Source organism: Bdellovibrio sp. ZFWA1, assembly GCF_056175665.1.
In genome coordinates this window covers 824997-842562 of record NZ_JBJKJH010000001.1, presented here as the reverse complement: position 1 = coordinate 842562, position 17566 = coordinate 824997, and the positions used below count along the sequence as shown (strand labels likewise).

At 42.6% G+C, this 17566-nt stretch carries 19 protein-coding genes; 6 read left to right on the top strand and 13 right to left on the bottom strand.

From position 1 onward, the window contains the following. Window positions 1-6: 6 nt before the first annotated feature. Genes AC04MN_RS03985 through AC04MN_RS03970 form a run of 4 tightly spaced genes read left to right on the top strand, consistent with a single transcriptional unit; the run spans window position 7 to window position 3380 of the window. On the top strand, window positions 7-1503 hold the full coding sequence (locus tag AC04MN_RS03985; protein ID WP_475381898.1) for an acetyl-CoA carboxylase biotin carboxylase subunit: 1497 nt from the start codon (window positions 7-9) through the stop codon (window positions 1501-1503). Further along, window positions 1503-1868, top strand: coding sequence for an acyl-CoA carboxylase biotin carboxyl carrier protein subunit (locus tag AC04MN_RS03980; RefSeq protein WP_475381897.1), 366 nt, complete (start codon window positions 1503-1505; stop codon window positions 1866-1868). The genes AC04MN_RS03985 and AC04MN_RS03980 overlap by 1 nt, the downstream gene beginning before the upstream one ends. Window positions 1869-1884: 16 nt before the next feature. After that, window positions 1885-2847 carry a hydroxymethylglutaryl-CoA lyase gene (locus tag AC04MN_RS03975; RefSeq protein ID WP_475381896.1) on the top strand — a complete coding sequence of 321 codons (963 nt, stop codon included), beginning with the start codon at window positions 1885-1887 and terminating at the stop codon, window positions 2845-2847. Further along, the gene (locus AC04MN_RS03970) at window positions 2847-3380 is read left to right on the top strand and encodes a hypothetical protein (protein ID WP_475381895.1); all 534 of its coding nucleotides are present in this window, start codon (window positions 2847-2849) and stop codon (window positions 3378-3380) included. Before AC04MN_RS03975 ends, AC04MN_RS03970 begins: the two co-directional genes overlap by 1 nt. 37 nt (window positions 3381-3417) lie before the next feature. Here AC04MN_RS03970 and AC04MN_RS03965 read toward each other — a convergent pair whose 3' ends face one another. From AC04MN_RS03965 to AC04MN_RS03955, 3 genes are all read right to left on the bottom strand, one after another. Then, window positions 3418-4566, bottom strand: coding sequence for a winged helix-turn-helix domain-containing protein (locus AC04MN_RS03965; RefSeq protein ID WP_475381894.1), 1149 nt, complete (start codon window positions 4564-4566; stop codon window positions 3418-3420). A gap of 114 nt (window positions 4567-4680) precedes the next feature. After that, window positions 4681-5190, bottom strand: coding sequence for a TIGR00645 family protein (locus AC04MN_RS03960; RefSeq protein ID WP_475381893.1), 510 nt, complete (start codon window positions 5188-5190; stop codon window positions 4681-4683). A gap of 30 nt (window positions 5191-5220) precedes the next feature. Next, window positions 5221-5781: a flavodoxin family protein gene (locus AC04MN_RS03955; protein WP_475381892.1), complete on the bottom strand. Its 561-nt coding sequence runs from the start codon at window positions 5779-5781 to the stop codon at window positions 5221-5223. 27 nt (window positions 5782-5808) lie between these two features. Here AC04MN_RS03955 and AC04MN_RS03950 point away from each other — a divergent pair, with 27 nt between their 5' ends. Next, window positions 5809-7428 (top strand): hypothetical protein, encoded by a 1620-nt coding sequence (locus AC04MN_RS03950; protein WP_475381891.1) that lies wholly within the window; start codon window positions 5809-5811, stop codon window positions 7426-7428. On the opposite strand, the gene AC04MN_RS03945 is transcribed toward AC04MN_RS03950, so the two are convergent. Genes AC04MN_RS03945 through AC04MN_RS03915 form a run of 7 tightly spaced genes read right to left on the bottom strand, consistent with a single transcriptional unit; the run spans window position 7421 to window position 14018 of the window. After that, window positions 7421-9253 carry an ABC-F family ATP-binding cassette domain-containing protein gene (locus AC04MN_RS03945; protein ID WP_475381890.1) on the bottom strand — a complete coding sequence of 611 codons (1833 nt, stop codon included), beginning with the start codon at window positions 9251-9253 and terminating at the stop codon, window positions 7421-7423. The genes AC04MN_RS03950 and AC04MN_RS03945 overlap by 8 nt on opposite strands. 4 nt (window positions 9254-9257) lie before the next feature. Further along, window positions 9258-9680 (bottom strand): aspartate 1-decarboxylase, encoded by a 423-nt coding sequence (panD, locus tag AC04MN_RS03940; RefSeq protein ID WP_475381889.1) that lies wholly within the window; start codon window positions 9678-9680, stop codon window positions 9258-9260. Between the two features lie 17 nt (window positions 9681-9697). Then, on the bottom strand, window positions 9698-10501 hold the full coding sequence (locus AC04MN_RS03935; RefSeq protein ID WP_475381888.1) for a type III pantothenate kinase: 804 nt from the start codon (window positions 10499-10501) through the stop codon (window positions 9698-9700). Beyond that, entirely contained in the window at window positions 10498-11751 is a 1254-nt protein-coding gene (gene coaBC / locus AC04MN_RS03930) for a bifunctional phosphopantothenoylcysteine decarboxylase/phosphopantothenate--cysteine ligase CoaBC (protein WP_475381887.1), read from the bottom strand. The genes AC04MN_RS03935 and coaBC overlap by 4 nt, the downstream gene beginning before the upstream one ends. Next, entirely contained in the window at window positions 11738-12535 is a 798-nt protein-coding gene (gene panC / locus AC04MN_RS03925) for a pantoate--beta-alanine ligase (protein WP_475381886.1), read from the bottom strand. Before panC ends, coaBC begins: the two co-directional genes overlap by 14 nt. Continuing rightward, the gene (gene panB / locus AC04MN_RS03920; RefSeq protein ID WP_475381885.1) at window positions 12532-13323 is read right to left on the bottom strand and encodes a 3-methyl-2-oxobutanoate hydroxymethyltransferase; all 792 of its coding nucleotides are present in this window, start codon (window positions 13321-13323) and stop codon (window positions 12532-12534) included. Before panB ends, panC begins: the two co-directional genes overlap by 4 nt. Continuing rightward, window positions 13320-14018, bottom strand: coding sequence for a DUF2520 domain-containing protein (locus AC04MN_RS03915; protein WP_475381884.1), 699 nt, complete (start codon window positions 14016-14018; stop codon window positions 13320-13322). The genes panB and AC04MN_RS03915 overlap by 4 nt, the downstream gene beginning before the upstream one ends. A gap of 84 nt (window positions 14019-14102) precedes the next feature. Here AC04MN_RS03915 and AC04MN_RS03910 point away from each other — a divergent pair, with 84 nt between their 5' ends. Further along, window positions 14103-14882 (top strand): hypothetical protein, encoded by a 780-nt coding sequence (locus tag AC04MN_RS03910; RefSeq protein ID WP_475381883.1) that lies wholly within the window; start codon window positions 14103-14105, stop codon window positions 14880-14882. 2 nt (window positions 14883-14884) lie between these two features. Here AC04MN_RS03910 and AC04MN_RS03905 read toward each other — a convergent pair whose 3' ends face one another. The 3 genes from AC04MN_RS03905 to AC04MN_RS03895 form a co-directional block, all read right to left on the bottom strand. Then, window positions 14885-15580: a ZIP family metal transporter gene (locus AC04MN_RS03905; protein WP_475381882.1), complete on the bottom strand. Its 696-nt coding sequence runs from the start codon at window positions 15578-15580 to the stop codon at window positions 14885-14887. Between the two features lie 192 nt (window positions 15581-15772). Further along, the gene (locus AC04MN_RS03900) at window positions 15773-17143 is read right to left on the bottom strand and encodes an HAD-IG family 5'-nucleotidase (protein ID WP_475381881.1); all 1371 of its coding nucleotides are present in this window, start codon (window positions 17141-17143) and stop codon (window positions 15773-15775) included. Window positions 17144-17152: 9 nt separating this feature from the next. Beyond that, a complete protein-coding gene (locus AC04MN_RS03895; protein ID WP_475381880.1) occupies window positions 17153-17530 on the bottom strand; it encodes a rhodanese-like domain-containing protein in 378 nt (125 codons plus the stop codon). Window positions 17531-17566 lie beyond the last annotated feature (36 nt).

Below are 17566 nucleotides of genomic sequence, written 5' to 3'. Positions count from 1 at the left end.
GAAACCATGGCACAGAAATTTAAACGTATTGCCATCGCCAATCGCGGGGAAGTTGCCGTTCGTATTATCAAAGCTTGTGAAGAGTTGGGCATCGAGACTGTTTTACTTCACTCAGAGGCGGATATTAATTCTCGCGCTTATAGAATGGCGACAAAGACAGTTTGCATCGGTCCAGCTCCCACGGCGGAATCTTATTTAAATATTGAAGCCAATATCAACGGCGCGCTTGCCGGTGGTGCTGAGGCGATTCACCCTGGTTTTGGTTTTTTATCTGAGAACGCAGATTTTGCTGAGGCCGTCACGAAGGCGGGGCTTGTTTTTATCGGGCCATCTGCAGAGGCGATTCGCTCTTTGGGTGATAAGGTTCATTGTAAAGAATTAGCAAAAAAAGCGGGCCTCCCATTGGTTCCTGGCTATCAAGGCGATAACCAAGATGTGGCAAACTTAATCACTGAAGCCAAGAAAATTGGTTTCCCAGTGATTGTAAAAGCGGCAGCTGGCGGCGGTGGCCGTGGAATGAAATTGATCAAAGCCGAAGCTGAAGCCCGTGAATTAATTGAATCCGCTCAGCGTGAAGCTCAATCCGCATTTGGTTCTCCAAAAGTGTTCCTTGAAAAGTATTTGGATCGCGCTAAGCACATTGAATTTCAAGTTTTTGGTGATAGCACGGGTCATGTAGTTCACTTTTTTGATCGCGAGTGCTCGGTGCAGCGTCGCCACCAAAAAATTATTGAAGAGGCGACATCACCGTCATTGACGGATGATCTTCGTCGTCGCATGGGTGAAGCGGCTTGTGCGATTGCCACTTTGGGTAAGTACAAAGGTGCTGGAACCGTTGAATTTCTTTTGCAAGACGGTGAATTCTATCTTTTAGAAGTGAACACACGTCTTCAAGTTGAACACCCTGTGACTGAAGAAGTTCTCGGTGTGGATTTAGTGAAGATGCAGATTTTGACAGCGCAAGGGGAGTATGTTCACGATCCAAAACGAATTTTGATTCCTCGTGGACACTCGATTGAATGTCGTATTTATGCGGAAAATCCATTCTTGGGAGGAGTGCCTTCGACAGGTCTTCTTGGTAAAATTGAATGGCCTGAAGGACCAGGTCGTCGCTATGAGTATGGATTCGCAGAGGGTGACACTATCACTCCTTTTTATGATCCAATGATTGCGAAAGTTATTGTTTGGGATGAAAACCGATCTCGTGCGATTCAGAAAATGATCCGTGTTCTTAAGGATTCGGTGGTGTTTGGTGTTCACACCAATATTCCGTACTTGATTGAGATCTTGTCGCACAAAGAGTTTGTGATGGGGACGATGACGACTCGTTTTATCGAAACTTATTTTGCAGATCCAATCAAAGAGCCTGAACTAACTGAGGTTGAAAAGTTGCTCGCTGAAAAAGCTCTTGGAGTTTTGAAAACGGGGACTGCAACAGCTACTTCCGACATTTCAGAGCTGGCTCCTTCTAATCCGTTTCAATCTTTCTGGAGAGGTATCTAATGGAAATCTCACTTCGTCATAATGGCAGCCTTCATAAAGCAGAAGCCCAACTTGTGCGTGGAACTTTGTGGGTTCATGTCAATGGTCGCACTTTTGCGATGGATGCGGGTTCTAAAAAATCTCGTAAAAAAGCAGGCGCGGGCGGCTCTTCGGATCAGGTCTTGGCTCCAATGCCTGGAAAAATCACAAAACTATTGGTGTCTGAAGGGCAAGAGATCCAAGCGGGACAAGCCGTGATCGTGATGGAAGCCATGAAAATGGAATACACTTTGAAATCCGATATAGCGGGCGTGGTCGAGAAAATCGGCGTGTCGGTCGGAGAACAAGTGACTTTGGGTAAGCTTCTCGTAAAATTGAAAGCCTAAGGTTTGTGGAAGGCATATGGCTTTAAAGAAATCAGTCACAATTGTTGAGATGGGTCTTCGCGATGGATTGCAAAATGAGAAAACCATTTTGTCGACTGCGGATCGTATTTCTTTGTTTAAGCAATTGGTCGACGCGGGTTCAAAGCGCATTGAAATTGGGGCTTTTGTATCGCCTCAATGGGTTCCACAAATGGCAGGGACTTCGGAAATTGTTGAACAAGCCTTGTCTTTAAAAAAGAATGGCAAAATCCCAAAGAAAGCAGAATTGTCTGTTTTAGTCCCTAATGAGCGCGGGATGTTGGATGCTATGTCCTCTGGAATTAAAGAAGTTGCTATTTTCACAGCGGCGTCGGAATCCTTCGCGCAAAAGAACACGAACTGCACTATCGAAGAGTCTTTTGCTCGTTTTGAGCCGGTCATGGCTTTGGCAAAAAAACATAGAGTCAAAGTCCGTGGTTATCTATCGACCTGTTTTGGTTGTCCTTTTGAAGGAAAAATCAACGAAGACAAGGTCGTCAAGTTGGCTGCGCGTTTGTATAAAATGGGTTGTTTTGAAGTTTCTATTGGAGACACTATTGGTGTCGCCGTTCCTTCTCAAGTTCAAAGTCTTTTGAAGAAATTAAAAAAAGTCATCCCAGTGTCTAAGATTGCAATGCATTTTCATGACACCCGAGGCACGGCTGTAGCCAATGTGCTAGCCGCTTATCAAATGGGAGTCACCGTTTTTGATTCTAGCGTGGGAGGCCTTGGTGGCTGTCCTTACGCTCCTGGTGCGCAGGGAAATGTTTCGACCGAGGATCTAGTCTATATGTTTCACGGTATGGGCGTGAAGACGGGTCTTGATTTGGAAAAGCTCCATCAAATGCAGCCGTGGTTGACTGAAGTGATTCAGCATCCGTTAGCCACAAAGGCGGGTAAGGTCGGTTCCCTACAACCTTTGGGCAAAGTTAAAAAACCAACTTCAGGAAAATCCCGCTAATGGCTAAAAAGGAACCCCGAGAACTAAAGTGGGTCGAAGAGGAACTTCCGTTTGAAGAGTTTCTTCGTAAACCTATGTTCGGTGGTTTTGCCTATTATTTCGGGCCTGTTTTAAAATTGGTGATGTTCGAAGTGGAAGGTGACAACCGCTACCGCGATCACGTTTATCCATTTGAAGTATGGAATGGCTGTCTTTTTCCAGCTGAACGGGAACACCATGAAGCTCTTCTTCAGAAATTCCCATTCTTAGTGAATCACCCCGTTTTGCCAAAGTGGTTGTACCTTCCGGTAAAAACCGAAGACTTCGAAAATTTAGTGGTGAAGGTCTTAAAAGACGTTCTTAAACCCAATGGGTCATGGGGCGTGATTCCAAAAGGCAAAAAGCCAAAGACGAAAACAGAACCTGCTAAAAAGGCAGCAACAAAGAAAACGGTCGCTAAGAAAGCTGCTGCCAAGAAAGCGACCTCAAAGAAATCGACATCAAAAAAAATAGTAAAGTCCATTGATACTAAGAAACCGAAAATGTTCGGATAAGTATAATCATTAGCGACAACTGCTATCGGTAATTGAATTAGGCCTTAGCGAATTGAAACTCTTCAAATTTATGAAGGGCATTTTCGATGAGTGAAAGATTTTTTTTAGATTTATGTTTAGCAAGCCACGTCCATTGTTGGATCAGCAATTTTTTGTTTTCTCTATCCGCTTTTAGATCAATGACCGCGACAACTTTATCTCCGATTAAAACTGGCAAGCCGAAATAGCCGTACTTGCGTTTTTCCTTCGGAATATAAGCTTCAAATTTATGATCGTAATCAAAGAGCTGGTGGAATCGCTTTCGCTGAATGATCAAGGGGTCAAACGGTGACAGAAGATGAGTGAGTTCCTCGTCCAAGTTCATTTTTTTATTCACGATTTTTGGATCGGCCCAAAATTGAATTTTATCGATGCCTTCAATGTGTACGGGTACTAATAGACCTTGTTGAGCTCTTTCTTCGATGACCTTCTGAAATTCTTTTTTGATGGGGGCTTTTTCGAGGTGGCCGATGGAATCAATGCTAACGATCCCTTGTGAACGAAGGGCTCTTTCAATTTTATAATTTATGACTTCGTTAGGAGTCGCTGCCTTCGGGATTTTTTTCCAGCCAAAGTGACGATTGGTAACTTCATAGCGTTTGAGCATTCCCTGACGTTCCGAAATGACAAGTTCTCCGCTATGAAACGCTGTTTGTAAGACTCCTTTTGTAGGCTTTTTGCTATCCCACGGATGAGCCTTATCGATCATAACGTCATCACTGACATCACGAATAGTGATGGCCCCTTGTTTGCTAATACTAGCGACGATATTATTAACATCTTTTGAAGTGACGGATGAATACCATTTGTTCGGTTCGTCTTTCCACTTCTGCATATCGTTTATAAAGAATTTGAAGTCCTCGGTTGGAACGTAAGAAAGAGCATGCGTCCAATACTCAAAGATATTTTTGTCAATGCTCTGAGCTTTATGAAGATGGCTTCGTCGATAACTAGAATTTCTAGTAAAAAGAATGTGATGGTGGCATCGTTCGATTACGTTTATTGTGTCGATTTGGATGTATCCCAATTGGCGAATAGCCTGCATGGTGGCTTTGTATCCAGATCCAAAGGGATTCGTCGTGTGAAGGCCCTGAGCCTGCATCCAAATCTTTCGTGCTTGAGATTTAGGGATCTTTAATGACAGCATCCAATCGTCTTAACATTTTAAACTGAATAAGACGATGTCTTTTTTAAAACGCACTTGTCGGAGTTTTTCAATTGGTTCTTTGCCGCTTGGAGGTCGAAGGGCGTTAATGAATATCTAGTGTTCCTTCGCTGAGTGAAGAACTTTTTCAGTATAAGCAAGCATAAGGGCAGATCCCAAGAAAACAGCATGAATGATGATCTGCCATTTTACTTGTTCCATGTCTTTGTTGCTGATGTTGATGAAGGACTTCAATAAGTGAATTCCAGAAATTCCGACTAAGGCTCCTGCCAATTTGACTTTCAATGTTCCAGCGTCAATTTTTTCCAGCCAGTCAGGTCGGTCTTCATGGTCGTCTAAATGCATATGACTCACAAAGGTCGCATAACCACCGATGATAACCATCACCAAAAGATTAAGAACCATCGTGATATCAACCAATGTTAAAATACCTAACATCAGCATTTCTTCAGAAATGGTATTGATGTCGACAACGAGGTGGCTGAGCTCAATCAAAAATTTATAAGCATACAGAATCGATCCTACAATGAGTCCGGCATAAACAGGGGCCTGTACCCAGCGGCTAGCAAAAATAATGGATTCAAAAAAGTTCTCTAATTTTTTCATGAATGAAGTTCCTTTAAAATTGTCTACTCACTAAATCCATACTCGTCGAGGATCTTTATTGTCAAATGGCCAAGCTTTCCATTTTGATTTTTGTGCATTGGCAATTTTTAAATTTTCATAAATAAAGATCCAATCTTCTGGAGACCAGAAGTCGGGAGCATGTGTGCTTTGCTTTGCCGAAGCTAGTTTGTTCACCAGAGAGTAGACCATTCCCGACATCGGAGGAATAAGAAGGCCCATGGTGTTTAATATACCCTGCATACGACTCAATACTGATTTTCCACCCACCGAGTGCATCAGTACTATACACGAACAGGGAAGACCCATTAAGTGGGGGTGCCCTTCCAAGGCGGTTAGCTTTTCAAAAAATGCCTGTAGCGGGCTACCCCAAGAATCCCAATAAGTGCCTGTGATAAACACGACGGCGTCGGTTTTAAGGATGGATTTAAGCGCTTTTTTGTCGGCATTCTTAGAGGCTAAGTGAATAACTTCTAAGCTGTCGCCTTTGCTGATTTTTAGATATTTTTTAATAAACTTATGGCAGTTTCCTGCGCTTCCCTGAGGTGAGCCATTTAGTACAAGTATTTTCATTAATACAGCCTAAATCCTGGCACTAAAATGGCAACGGTTTCGGGTATGCGTTGGAAACGTTCTTTGTACTCTTATATTTATGTGTTCTTTGGCCTAGTTATCTTAGGGACGCTCTTTTTTACCCAGAAGCCCCTATGTATTAACTCTAAAGTTGTCGAAAGAATCGACAGAGTCTCTGACTCGGGAACCGAGACGGTCTGGCGTTGTTCATTGCAAAAAAATGTATCTTACTCCCCTTGGTTTGCGGCTCAGTTGCCGGCGCTTACAGCTCGTATTCAAAAAATGGAATCTAATCTAGAAAGTTTAGAGAAGATTTCGTCTGCTCGAAAAAACGTGGGTAAATCTGAAAAGAGATTGGTGCTAAATATTTGGGTAGAGGATCAGGATCTATTTCGTAAACAAGGCTCGCAAGTTTACCTCAACGAACGATTGGCCCTAGAACCCCAGGTTCTTGAGAGAATTATAGCGAAAAACTGGATTGATTCTAAGCTAAGTCCCGATCAGCTTGGTATGGGCACCCTAGTTAACGAAGCTGCTGTCGATTCGTTGATAGCCTTTCTTCAAGGAGTAGATAGTTTCGAGCGTTTAGAGATTGTGGATCCTCAGACGGGTTTAAAAATACAACCCGAGACAGTAGCGTGGCCTAGCGTTTTAAAAACAAAGAAGGCTTATTGTCGCAGTGCCTGGATTTCGATCGAGCATCTTGAGGCATGTCAAAAATTAGATTTAGGACAAAATCAAAATGCAGAGATGGGTCAACTGACACCGCTAAGTCTAAGACCTCTGTTAACAAAGCTGTGGATGGACTCTTACAGAGCGTTGTATTCGTCAGAGCAATTTCATTTCCGTAGCAGCTACGCTCTATATTTGAGGGACCTCGCTCTGAAAATGAACGAAGTTTCTGGAGACTCTATGTCGAAAGATCTTTTGAGTGAAGTTGGCCTTCTAAGTAAAGCTCTTCAGTTACAGATCGTCGTTGTTAAAAAAACACTGACTTCAGAAGAGCAGGCTCAAAAGCAATTTGCAGCCAATCTTTATTCGCGAATTACGAACTTGGGGCTACTTGAGAATCAGGGCGAGGCTCGATTCGACTTACTTTATCATTTGTCGTCTAACTTAGACGGCCAACGAGATCTTTTAAACGACCTAAGAAAGTTGGCAAAAAAGAATCCGAATAAGCAAATTGCAATTGAAGATCCAGAGAATATTTGGATGCTGCCCTCAATGACTGCAATTTCGAAAAGTCACTTTAAAGCAATTAATTCGGATAAGATTGTGGCCGAGCACTGCGGAGACTTTTCAATGACACAAGTTCTGCAATTTGCTGAGCGAACCGATAAACTTCTTTTGGTGGTTCGTTGTGCAAATGATAAAGAAATAGATGTAGCTGGGTTTTTAACCGAGGGGGCCCGCAGTTTTGCGATGCAAAACCCACAAGTATCTTTTGTTTCGATCCATTTACCTTCAGTGATGATGAAGAAAGTAGAACTTGAAAATACTGAACGGCTCATTACCGAGCTTAGATCTGACTCTGAGGTGAAGAAATCAGTTGCAAAAAGTCTGGGGTGGCAAAATATCGAATGGTTTCAAAAAGAAAAAGCCTATGCCCCACGAGCGAATATCGAGGGCATCCAGTTATTTAGGTAATCAATTGATTTAAGTCATTATTTAAGTTTTGCTCTTGCTCCATAAGATCCAGCATTTGGTTTTCATAGGACTCAATCTCTTGAGACGCCTGATGAAGATCTTTTGCAAGAGCAGCCGCCTTGTCTCCAGTGGCAGTTAAAAGATGCTCAGTCAGCTCGTCGCGAACTTTAGATTTTTCTAGAATTTTTTTATCAAGATCTTGAATCGTCTTCGTAGTTTTACGAATTTCAGACTCAATTCTTTTTCGTTCTTCTTTATAATTAAATTTATTCAGCGAATCCGCATTTTTATTGCTGCTCGGCGTTTCTTGGCCTCCAGAACTCAGGTCTCTTTCGGCAAGAACACCTTTTTGAACGGACCAAACATACTCGTCATAAGTGCCCGGATATAACGTCAGAGCTCCATTGTGAACCTCTAGAATCTTAGAGGCCACACGGCCGATGAAACTGCGATCGTGACTGACGGTAACGATGGTGCCTTCGTATTCTGCTAGAGCCTCTGTTAATGCTTCGACCGTATCGAAATCCAAGTGATTGGTCGGCTCATCCATCAACAGTAAAGGGGCTTTTTTCAGCAGCATCTGGCCTAGGGCTACTCGAGATTTTTCGCCTCCAGATAATACACTGGTTTTCTTGTAAATACTGTCGCCACTAAACAAAAGACTTCCCGCCATGTTTAAAATGTCTTGCTGCGTGCAATCTTTGTGAGCTGCTAGTTGTAAGGACTCCAGAACTGTGTCGTTTGGATTCAGCTTTTCAGGCGTATGCTGAGCAAAATATGATAGGTTTACTTGATGGCCCCATTTTATCTGGCCGGCAAGGGCGGGAATTTCAAGGGCTAGCGTTTTTAAAAGGGTTGATTTTCCTGCTCCGTTGAAGCCAACGATACCTAGGTGATCACCACGTTCAAGTCGAAGATGGACTTGATTCAATATCTGCTTTTCAAAGTATCCGCAAGCTAAGGCTTCAGTTTCTAAGATCATCTTTCCCGTCGATGACGGCGGAGGCAATTGAATACGGCTTGTGGTTGGAGCTTTCTTTAGTTCGATCTTTTCCATCTTATCCAAAGCCTTAAGGCGAGACTGTGCCTGTCGAGCTTTGGTGGCTTTGGCTCCAAATCTGGTCACAAAGTCCAAGATTGATTTCTTTTTTGCCTCTTGCGAGAGAACCTGCTTTTGCAAAATCTCTTGCAGTTGCGCTTTTTGCTCGAAATAGTCATCCAGATTCCCGGCAAACTTTGTAATTTCTCCGGATTCGACTTCGACGATATGATCGGTCACTCGGCGCAAGAACTCTCGATCATGGGAAATCAACAAGAACGCACCTTTGAAGTCTTGAAGGAAGGCCTCAAGAACAATCAAGGTTTCAAGATCTAGAAAGTTTGTTGGCTCATCAAGTAGCAGCAAGTTTGGCTCTTGGCCAATAAGATATAATAGCTTAACTCGCATGCGGTATCCACCTGATAGATTTTTAAGCGGGGCCGCCATGTGTGTTGGAGTGAGGCCTAAGCGAAGAGCGAGTTGCTTGAGTTCCCAGATGGGTTTAATGCAGTTTTTTTCTAAATACTCCTCGACGACCTCGTTTACATTCCATTCGGATTCCTGCTCAAGGTAGCCAAGGCGTAAAACAGACGACTTTGTGATTTCCCCCGTGTCTAGTTCTTCATCGCCAACCAGTGCTCTGAATAGAGTGGTTTTACCGGCGCCATTGGGGCCAATCACTCCGATATGTTCACCTTCATTGACGGCAAAGGTCGCCTTATCAAATAGAATTTTTTCGCCGTAGGCTTTAGAGCCGTTTTGAAGTTGAATCAGAGTAATGGCCATGGTGCTATTTCTTTGTTATTTTCTTATTCTTTTTTTTGTTGCTAGTATTATTTTTGTGATCTTCTAAGCGTTTTTTAACCATTCGGTTGTTTTCGTCGACAAAGACAACAGTGGGTTCCCACGATTTTGCAACTTCGTAGGGCATTCCGCAATAAGAAACAATTATAACTAAATCACCTTTTTGAACTTGGCGGGCTGCTGCGCCATTAAGACAGACCTCACCTTTTCGGCCCTTAATCACATAGGTGGTAAAGCGCGCGCCATTATTGATATTCAGGATATCAACCTTTTCGTTAATCAACAACCCGGAGGCCTTGATGAGGTCGGGACAAATAGAGACAGAGCCTTCATAGTTCAAATCTGCTTCCGTCACAGTGGCACGATGAATTTTGCATTTCATCATTGATACAGAAAAATCGTTAGACATAAATTGCTCCTAAAATATTAATTAACGTGTTCGTTTCTTTTTTGCTCTTGGATCTGGTTCATGGAAAGGGCAATCAATGTGCCTTTCAAAACTAGATCGGGAAGAATAGCATCGAAGATCTTTTCCTTTTCGAACAAGTAGGCGAAGCCTCCGGTTCCAACCACAAAGACCTCCTCGCCAGGGAAACATTCTTTCGCCATTCTTGTGCAAAGTTCGCGAATGGTTCCAAGATGACCGTAGAATAGTCCGGATTGAATACTTTCAACTGTGGATCGACCTAGGGCCTCGTTCATCGAGATGATTTCAACGGATGGTAGCTTTGCAGTTTTACTTTCCAAAGCCTCCATATTTAGTCGAAGTCCAGCAACGATAGAGCCACCCAAATAGTCTTTGTCTTTAGTGACGGCACAAAAAGTCGTCGCAGTTCCAAGATCAACAATGATTAAATTTTTATGAGGATAAAGGTGAGTACCCGCTACGGCATTGGCAATTCGGTCAGCGCCTACCTCAAGAGGGTTACGGTATTTTATGCGAAGACCTGTCTTAACCCCAGCCTGAAGAATGAAGGGATTAATATTAAAATATTTTTTGCAGGCTCCCTTTAGCGAGTAAATCACTTCGGGAACAACTGAACAGATCGTAATGTGAGTAACAACCGAGGGGTCAAATCCATTTTCGCGAATGACAGTACGAAGGAAAATTCCGATTTCATCAGAGGAAGAACCTTGCTTAGAGTTCCGACGAAAGCTTAACTTCATGGTGTCTTTCTCGAAAAGACCGCCGTATATTTGTGTGTTTCCGACATCTAGAGCTAAAATCATAATTCATCACCTTGTGAAATAAGTTTTGCAAGTTCAATAGCGAGGGCCTCGTGGCCTTGAACTGGTTGGGTTCCATTTTTTGTATGCAGAGTAAATTTATGAATCTTTTTGTAAATATCAATTTCGCTGAGGTCGTTGTGAACGACAGCATCCACGGTATCTTTTCTGAAAAGCTTATTGACTGCATTTTGTCTTGCTTCTGCAGAGGCTTGACTGGTTAGTTTGAAAGCGATCACTTTTATGCCTGGTGCCCATGACTTTAGCATGTGTACTAGTTTTGGATTTCGCTTTAAGTGAATGCTCATGGATTCGGCGTCCGAGCTTAGTTTGGCGATTTCAAAGGGTTTAGCGCTGATCCCTGACGCTTCAATGCTGTCGACGCTGTAATCGCTGACAGCTGCAAGATGAATTATGTGCGTGTAATGTCCGGATTTGATTTCCTCTTCAAGTGAATTTTTTAAGCTTTCAAAGCTGGTAAAGACTTTTTGATTAGGAATCAAGGCACTTGAAACAGATGAGTGACTTCTTAAAAGCGTAACTTCAAATCCCAGATCGTTGAGTTTTTCAGCAATATCTTTTCCTGTGCGGCCTGAAGAAATATTGCTGATCACTCGGACTGTATCGATAGGCTCTTGCGTTCCGCCTGAAGTAATTAAAATTTTAGCAGCCCGAGCTTGAGAGGCCTTAGACTGAGTTTCGGTCGAGGGGCTCTTTTGTAGCCGCTCTAAAACGATTTTTACTAGGTCATCTGGTTCTAACAGGCGACCTTGACCAATTTCACCACATGCTAAAGATCCTGGTGTAGAATCCAGTACGTCGATTCCTATTCGTTTTAACTTCTGTAACGACTCTTGAGTCAGCGGATGATTATACATAGCTGTATTCATAGCTGGCGCAATCAAAAAGGGCTTCTTGAAATCATGTGCCAAAAACAACGTATGTAGCAGATCATCCGCATACCCGTGCGCCGCCTTATTTATAAAATTAGCGGAAGCGGGAGCGACCACAATTATATCTGCCCAGCGCATAAGATGAATGTGATCCATCACGTTGCCTGGGGCATACATATCACTAACAACAGATTTGCCAGTAAGTCCTTCGATCGTTGCATTACCCACGAATTGCAGAGCCGCTGTCGAAGCAACGACCTGAACTTCGCAGTTGGCTTGAACCAAACGTGAGATTGCGTGGCAAGCTTTGTAGCACGCAATGGAACCAGTCATTAAGAAGAGCACTTTAGATTTGGACATTGTCTATCAACCTCACTTCAGACCCATCTATAGCTGGAGTTTTAACCGCGACAAATCGTCTTCCATACTTATCCACAACATAATCAACAATAAAGCCAAGGTCTTCCAGCATTGCATGAGCTTGCTGCGAACTTTCTGCTTTGGTAATGATTTGATAAATCTGTGGAGCCTTGGCTCGAGACTCTTCGCTTAACCGAACGTTTCTAGAACTCATAGCTAAGCCATCTTGTTCGCGGACCGTAGGGACGGGGACAATAGTGGTGTCGATAAAGAAGGCCTCGCACATGCCTTTTATTAATTGCAATTGCTGAAAGTCTTTTTCACCAAAATAGGCATAGTCTGCTTTAACCAAATTTAAGAGTTTGCTAACAACTGATAAGACTCCATCAAAATGGCCAGGCCTGTCTTTTCCACAAAGCTCTTTACTGAAATCGGTTTCAATCACTTTGTAGTGGTAGTCGTCTGGATACATGGATTTAAAATCAGGATAGAAGACATAATCAATATTGGTAGCTTTAGCTAATTCAAGATCGGCATTCCATGTTTGGGGGTATTTATCCAAATCATCCGGATTGTTAAACTGTGTTGGATTCACAAAGATGCTTAGAATCACGATATCATTTTCTTTGCGAGCCCTCTGTAAAAGAGTGGCATGCCCTTTATGAAGAGCTCCCATCGTGGGGACAAAGCCAATGCTTAAGGGTTCGCCGTTAGCTTTTGTTTGTTTTGCCAAGCTTTTACGAAGGGCTTGCATGGCAGAAGGAGTTCTAATGACTTGGGTCATGAGTAGCTCTCTTTGTCTGAAGGGAAAATTTTATTTTTCACTTCGGAATCGAAGCTCTCGAACGCTTCGGCGATAAGTTTATGCCCCTCTAGATATTTTTTAAGAAACTTCGGTTTAAATTCTTGATTCATGCCTAGCATGTCTTGCAATACCAAAACTTGGCCATCCGTATGCACACCCGCACCAATGCCGATGGTTGGAATTTCTAATGCCTGCGTTATTTCTTTTGCAAGTTCTGTTGGAACACACTCTAACACAATTGAAAAGCAACCGGCTTCTTGTAACGCCAAAGCTTGTTTCATGATTTCTTTTTTTGCTTTATCGTCCCGGCCTTGAACTTTGAATCCACCAAGTTGGTGAATGCTTTGAGGTGTTAAACCTAGATGGCCCATTACGGGAACGCCGGAGTCTACACAGTGCTCAACAAGTTGGAGGTTGCCTTTGGCGCCCTCTAGCTTTACGGCCTGACAGCCTGCCTTCATGATTTTCTCTATGGCAGTCATATTGGCGCTAAGGCCTTTGCGATAAGACATAAAAGGCAAATCGCCAACCACGAATTTATCTGGAGCGCCTTTAACAACGGCCGCGGTGTGCAAAGCCATCATCGCAACAGAGGCGTTTAAAGTAGAGTTGTATCCGTGCATTGTCATGGCCAAGCTATCACCAACCAAAATGCAATCAATCGGAGATGAATTGACGATTTTAGCAAAGCTATAATCGTAGCAAGTAATCATTGAAATTTTTTGATGATTCAATTTTTTGGATTGGAAATCTAAAATCGTTTTCATTTGAGCCCCCATTTATTTTGGTAGGTGTGTTGAAAAGCATGATAAATCTGAGCCAAGTTTGTTCCATTTAGGGCTTCAAGATTTTTTTGAATAGTTATTTGATCATTACGAACAAGTGGTCCGGTAATAGCATCCCAACCTTTTTCTTCTGTGTTCTTTATGGACTGAATTAGAAATAAGAGAGCGGCTTCTTTGGGGATTTCGAGAGTGGTCATTGCTTCTAGAAATTCAGCACTCAAAATAGAAACAAAATTTCCACCCGCGACACAGTGGGCGTGATATTTCGCTTTTAAGTGGCCGGGCAATACTGAATACGAATTTTTAAGGCCTGGTATTAACGAGTTTAGTTTATCTACGCCAGTGATAGAAAAATGAATTTTTTTATAAATAGCAACGTCGTATAGTTCAGGCCCAAAAGTCATTAGAGGGTGGGCGCATGCTAAATCAGGAATGTTTAAAGCTCCCGAAAAGTGCACCACCGTTTTATCAAAGCCTGCGATATGCTTAAGGTAGAAGGATTCAATGGCTGAGTCTGAAATTGCCAACAGAATGTGGGATGCTTTTTCAATTTTGGATTTTAAAAGATGTGGATCCTGAGCCCTATCCCAAGTAGAAAATGATATATTGAGCTGGCTAAAGTAGTGATGCAAGTGGGTCGCAAGACGCCCTGATCCTATCAATAGAATGTGGTTCATATTTACCTCCGGTACCTGTCCTAGGGATCAAGTCCATTAACGGTCGCGCACCTTATCATTCTAGCATAAAAAAACAAGCAATAGATGCAACAAAATGCTGGACAGCACCTGGCAATAGGTCGATATCTTTTAAGCATGAAATATACGTATTGGATTATCGTAGGGCTTATCGCGATTGGTGGAGTTGGTGCGTCGATCTATATTGGGTCAATGAAGCCTAATTTAGCTGTAATCGAATATACGCAAGTTGAGACGCCAGAGCAGATGGGTGAGGCCCTGGCTGGGGCCCTAAATTCAGAGTTGGCAACAGCTTCAGTTTTATTTTTAGGAGTCTCTCCAAATCAAATAGAAGACATCGAATTGTTGCGAGGTTTCTTTCAGAAAGTTCAGGCCGGAAAGTTTAAATACGATGTTCTTGGCGTTGAACAAAACCTTCCATACGTCGAGCTTTTAGAATCCAATTTGCGCTTAGACACAAAATTGGAAATGGATCGCTTATTAAATGGGATCAAAGAGGCCAGAGCCAAAAGCTTGCGTGTAGCCATCGTTATGCCAACTATTTATTCTACTCAGACTTTAAAATTGAATCTGGCTGCTAAACTTAAAGAGCAGGGTTTAGATTTTACAAGTATTTCAATTTCCAAATACCCGATTACGGCCGAACAAGCAGAAAAATTTGATCCCATTTGTGCAGTTGAAGTCGGGGATATAAAAGGGACTGGAGCGCTCGGGTGTGCAATTCGGGATCTGTCGCAAAAAACATTTTTTCAGAAGCAGTTGCCTAATAGATACTCGGGGATGATGAGCAAAATCGGGGAAAAAGACTACTTGATGATCTTTAACCGAAATGAGAATTTCAGATAATCTTAGGCTCCGGTCAAAACATTCATTCCCCAGATTAAAAGTCCCCCCATCAGAAATTCTTTTTTTGCTAAAATACTCCATCCATTTTCTTGGCATCTTTCCCAAAGTTCGCGAAGAGTTGCACTCATCATGGCGCCTCCAGCAAAGGCTAAAATAAAAGGCAGCGCCGTCTGAGTCTGAGCGGTGGCCCATTCGCCTCCGAAGCCTCCAATCATCTCAACAAGTCCCGATGCGAAAGCTCCAAGGAAAGCTGCAGGAACCGAAAGTCCCAAGGCTACAAATGCCAAGGCTGTCGTCATTCCTTCTGGGATATTTTGAAGAGCAATGGCTCCTAGAACCGAGTTACTTCCCGCGCCAGCGGCTAATCCCTCTGGAAGGTTGTGCAGCATCATGGCTATTACAAAAACCGCCGCCCGAGAAGATTGCCCTGAACTGAGTTCTAAAATTTTTCCAAGGACAGTAATAAAGAGGATTCCACCTAGAAGACTTAGTGTGACCATTCCAACCTGAGGCAGATCTTGTCGAGGAAGCGAAGAGTACGCAGGAGAAATCAACGATAGTGCCGAGGCAGCTAGCATCATTCCAATGGCAAAGTCTAAGGTTAGAACACTCATGGGATTGAAGCGCTTGTTTTTTCCTGCAAAGACTAAAGTCGCTCCAATTGTTGTTGATAAAAGGGAAATGAGTCCGCCCACCATATGTCCTCCTGAGTTAATTATCGGACAATGTGTGTATAGTTTAAAATAATCATTTTCGATGAAAATATAGTAAATACTTATTGAAACTTAATTGAGTTTTGGCCCATTCTTTGGGTGGCAAAATGCCTTAAATTAAGACATAAAAAAGGACTTCCTTTTTAGGGAAGTCCTTATAAATCAGATATTTAGGGATTAAATTTCGTGAGCCTGAGGGCGGCGCAATGATCGGAAGTAGGTTCTTGGTGACAAGTCCAACAAATCCGAAAGTTTGGCCATGTAAACACATGCATAACGGTCCAATTGATAAGCAAAATAGCTTTCCTCATTTCCCGCTCGCATAATTTGACCCCAGTGCGAGTTATACATTCCCTGTTGGCGTTTAATAAGATTTGAAATCTGAGTGTCAGTTTCCGAAATCGTCTTCTGAAGATGATCAATAACAGCCTCGTTAACTTCTTCGCTCTTTTCAATTTTCTTCGTCATCAGCTCGGTCAATTCATCTTCCAAAGGCTCTTTACGCTTCATAAGCATTTCGATTTCTTGGTTGATAGGATCGGCTTTGCGGTTATTGTCGATCTCTTGCTCCAGTTCCTCAATAATCATCGCAGTACGCCAGTTACAATCTTTTTTCAGACGAAGAATATCGCCGTAGATGTGGTCTCCGATGTATAGGATGTCATCTCCATCTAGGCCAAGATCTGCGGTAAATTTTTTGGCGTTACCACCTTGGTAAATTCCTGGAGTCAGTTTACCTTCGAAGTTCGTCATCGTTCCATCAACAGGATTCACGGCAAGATAGCGAGAGTTTTCATAGAAATACCGAGGCTTCGCTGCAAAGGTGATCGTGAACTCAAATAGATCATGCCAAGACTTGTGATCCTTCAAAAAAGGAGTGATCGCATAGTCCAAAAGTAACTTTGTGTAGTGGAAATCAGAGTTCGTAATAACGATAATCTTCTTTCCGTGTCTTTTAAATTTTTCAAGCCCACGTACTAGATTTTCGTCTTTGATGACATATTTTTCGACGTTTTCGCGGACCACCGCTTTTAAGCTGCCGTCTCTGTGAATTTCGTCCAGAGCATCTAAAACGTCATCTGCAATTTGTGCATAATCCGGATATTTGGTTGTAATATCTGAATCTTTTAGATCCACAATTTGTGCAAACATCACTGCTAACGAGATTGAAAAAGACGTGTCGACAGCCATGTAGTCCGGGTTTGATAAATCTATATAAGTCGATTTATACAATTTTTGATGCGTCTTAAAATCCAGTGGTTTCATTCCGTGATAACTTGCTCGGATAGCTGTATAACGATTGAGTTTTAAAAGATTTCCTTTTTTTCTATCGATTACCAGGCCTCGGATTGCGAAGTTAAAATCAAAAGGAAGATTTCTTATTGATTCTGGGTAGCCTTTTTTTACCAGTTTGTCCTTCATCATTGTGTGAGACAAGTGTTCAAAGGCTTCTGTATTATAGCGAATCAACGTGTGATCCATGTCCACGCCGATGTATTTAATTTTTTTAAGATTGAGGGTTCTGTTTACGTATACTTTTCCAGGCATATCCTTTACCTATCTTTCTGTGGGAAGTCCCAATTCATTCCAAAAAATCATTCCGCCCTTCATGTTGTACACACTCTGAAAACCTTGAGCTTGCAAAAAAGCAGTCGCGCGAGCAGAACGAGCTCCACTTCGACAAATGAAGACGATGGTTTGATCTTTTGGCATTTGATCCATGTGATCCGGGATGGTGTCGAGTACAATCAGTTCAGATCCTGGAATATGTCCGAGCTCTCCTGTGTATTCTTCAGGTAGGCGAACATCGATCAGCTTTAAAGAACCTGCGCTTTGGGATTTTAAAGCATTCAACTCGTCAGGCGAAATATCGTACACGCCTTCGTAGTGTGGGTTCTCTTCCCTGGACTTAAACTGAATAAAACTCTGAGACACCTTATCCTCCGCGTCACATAAGAGTGTTAATATATC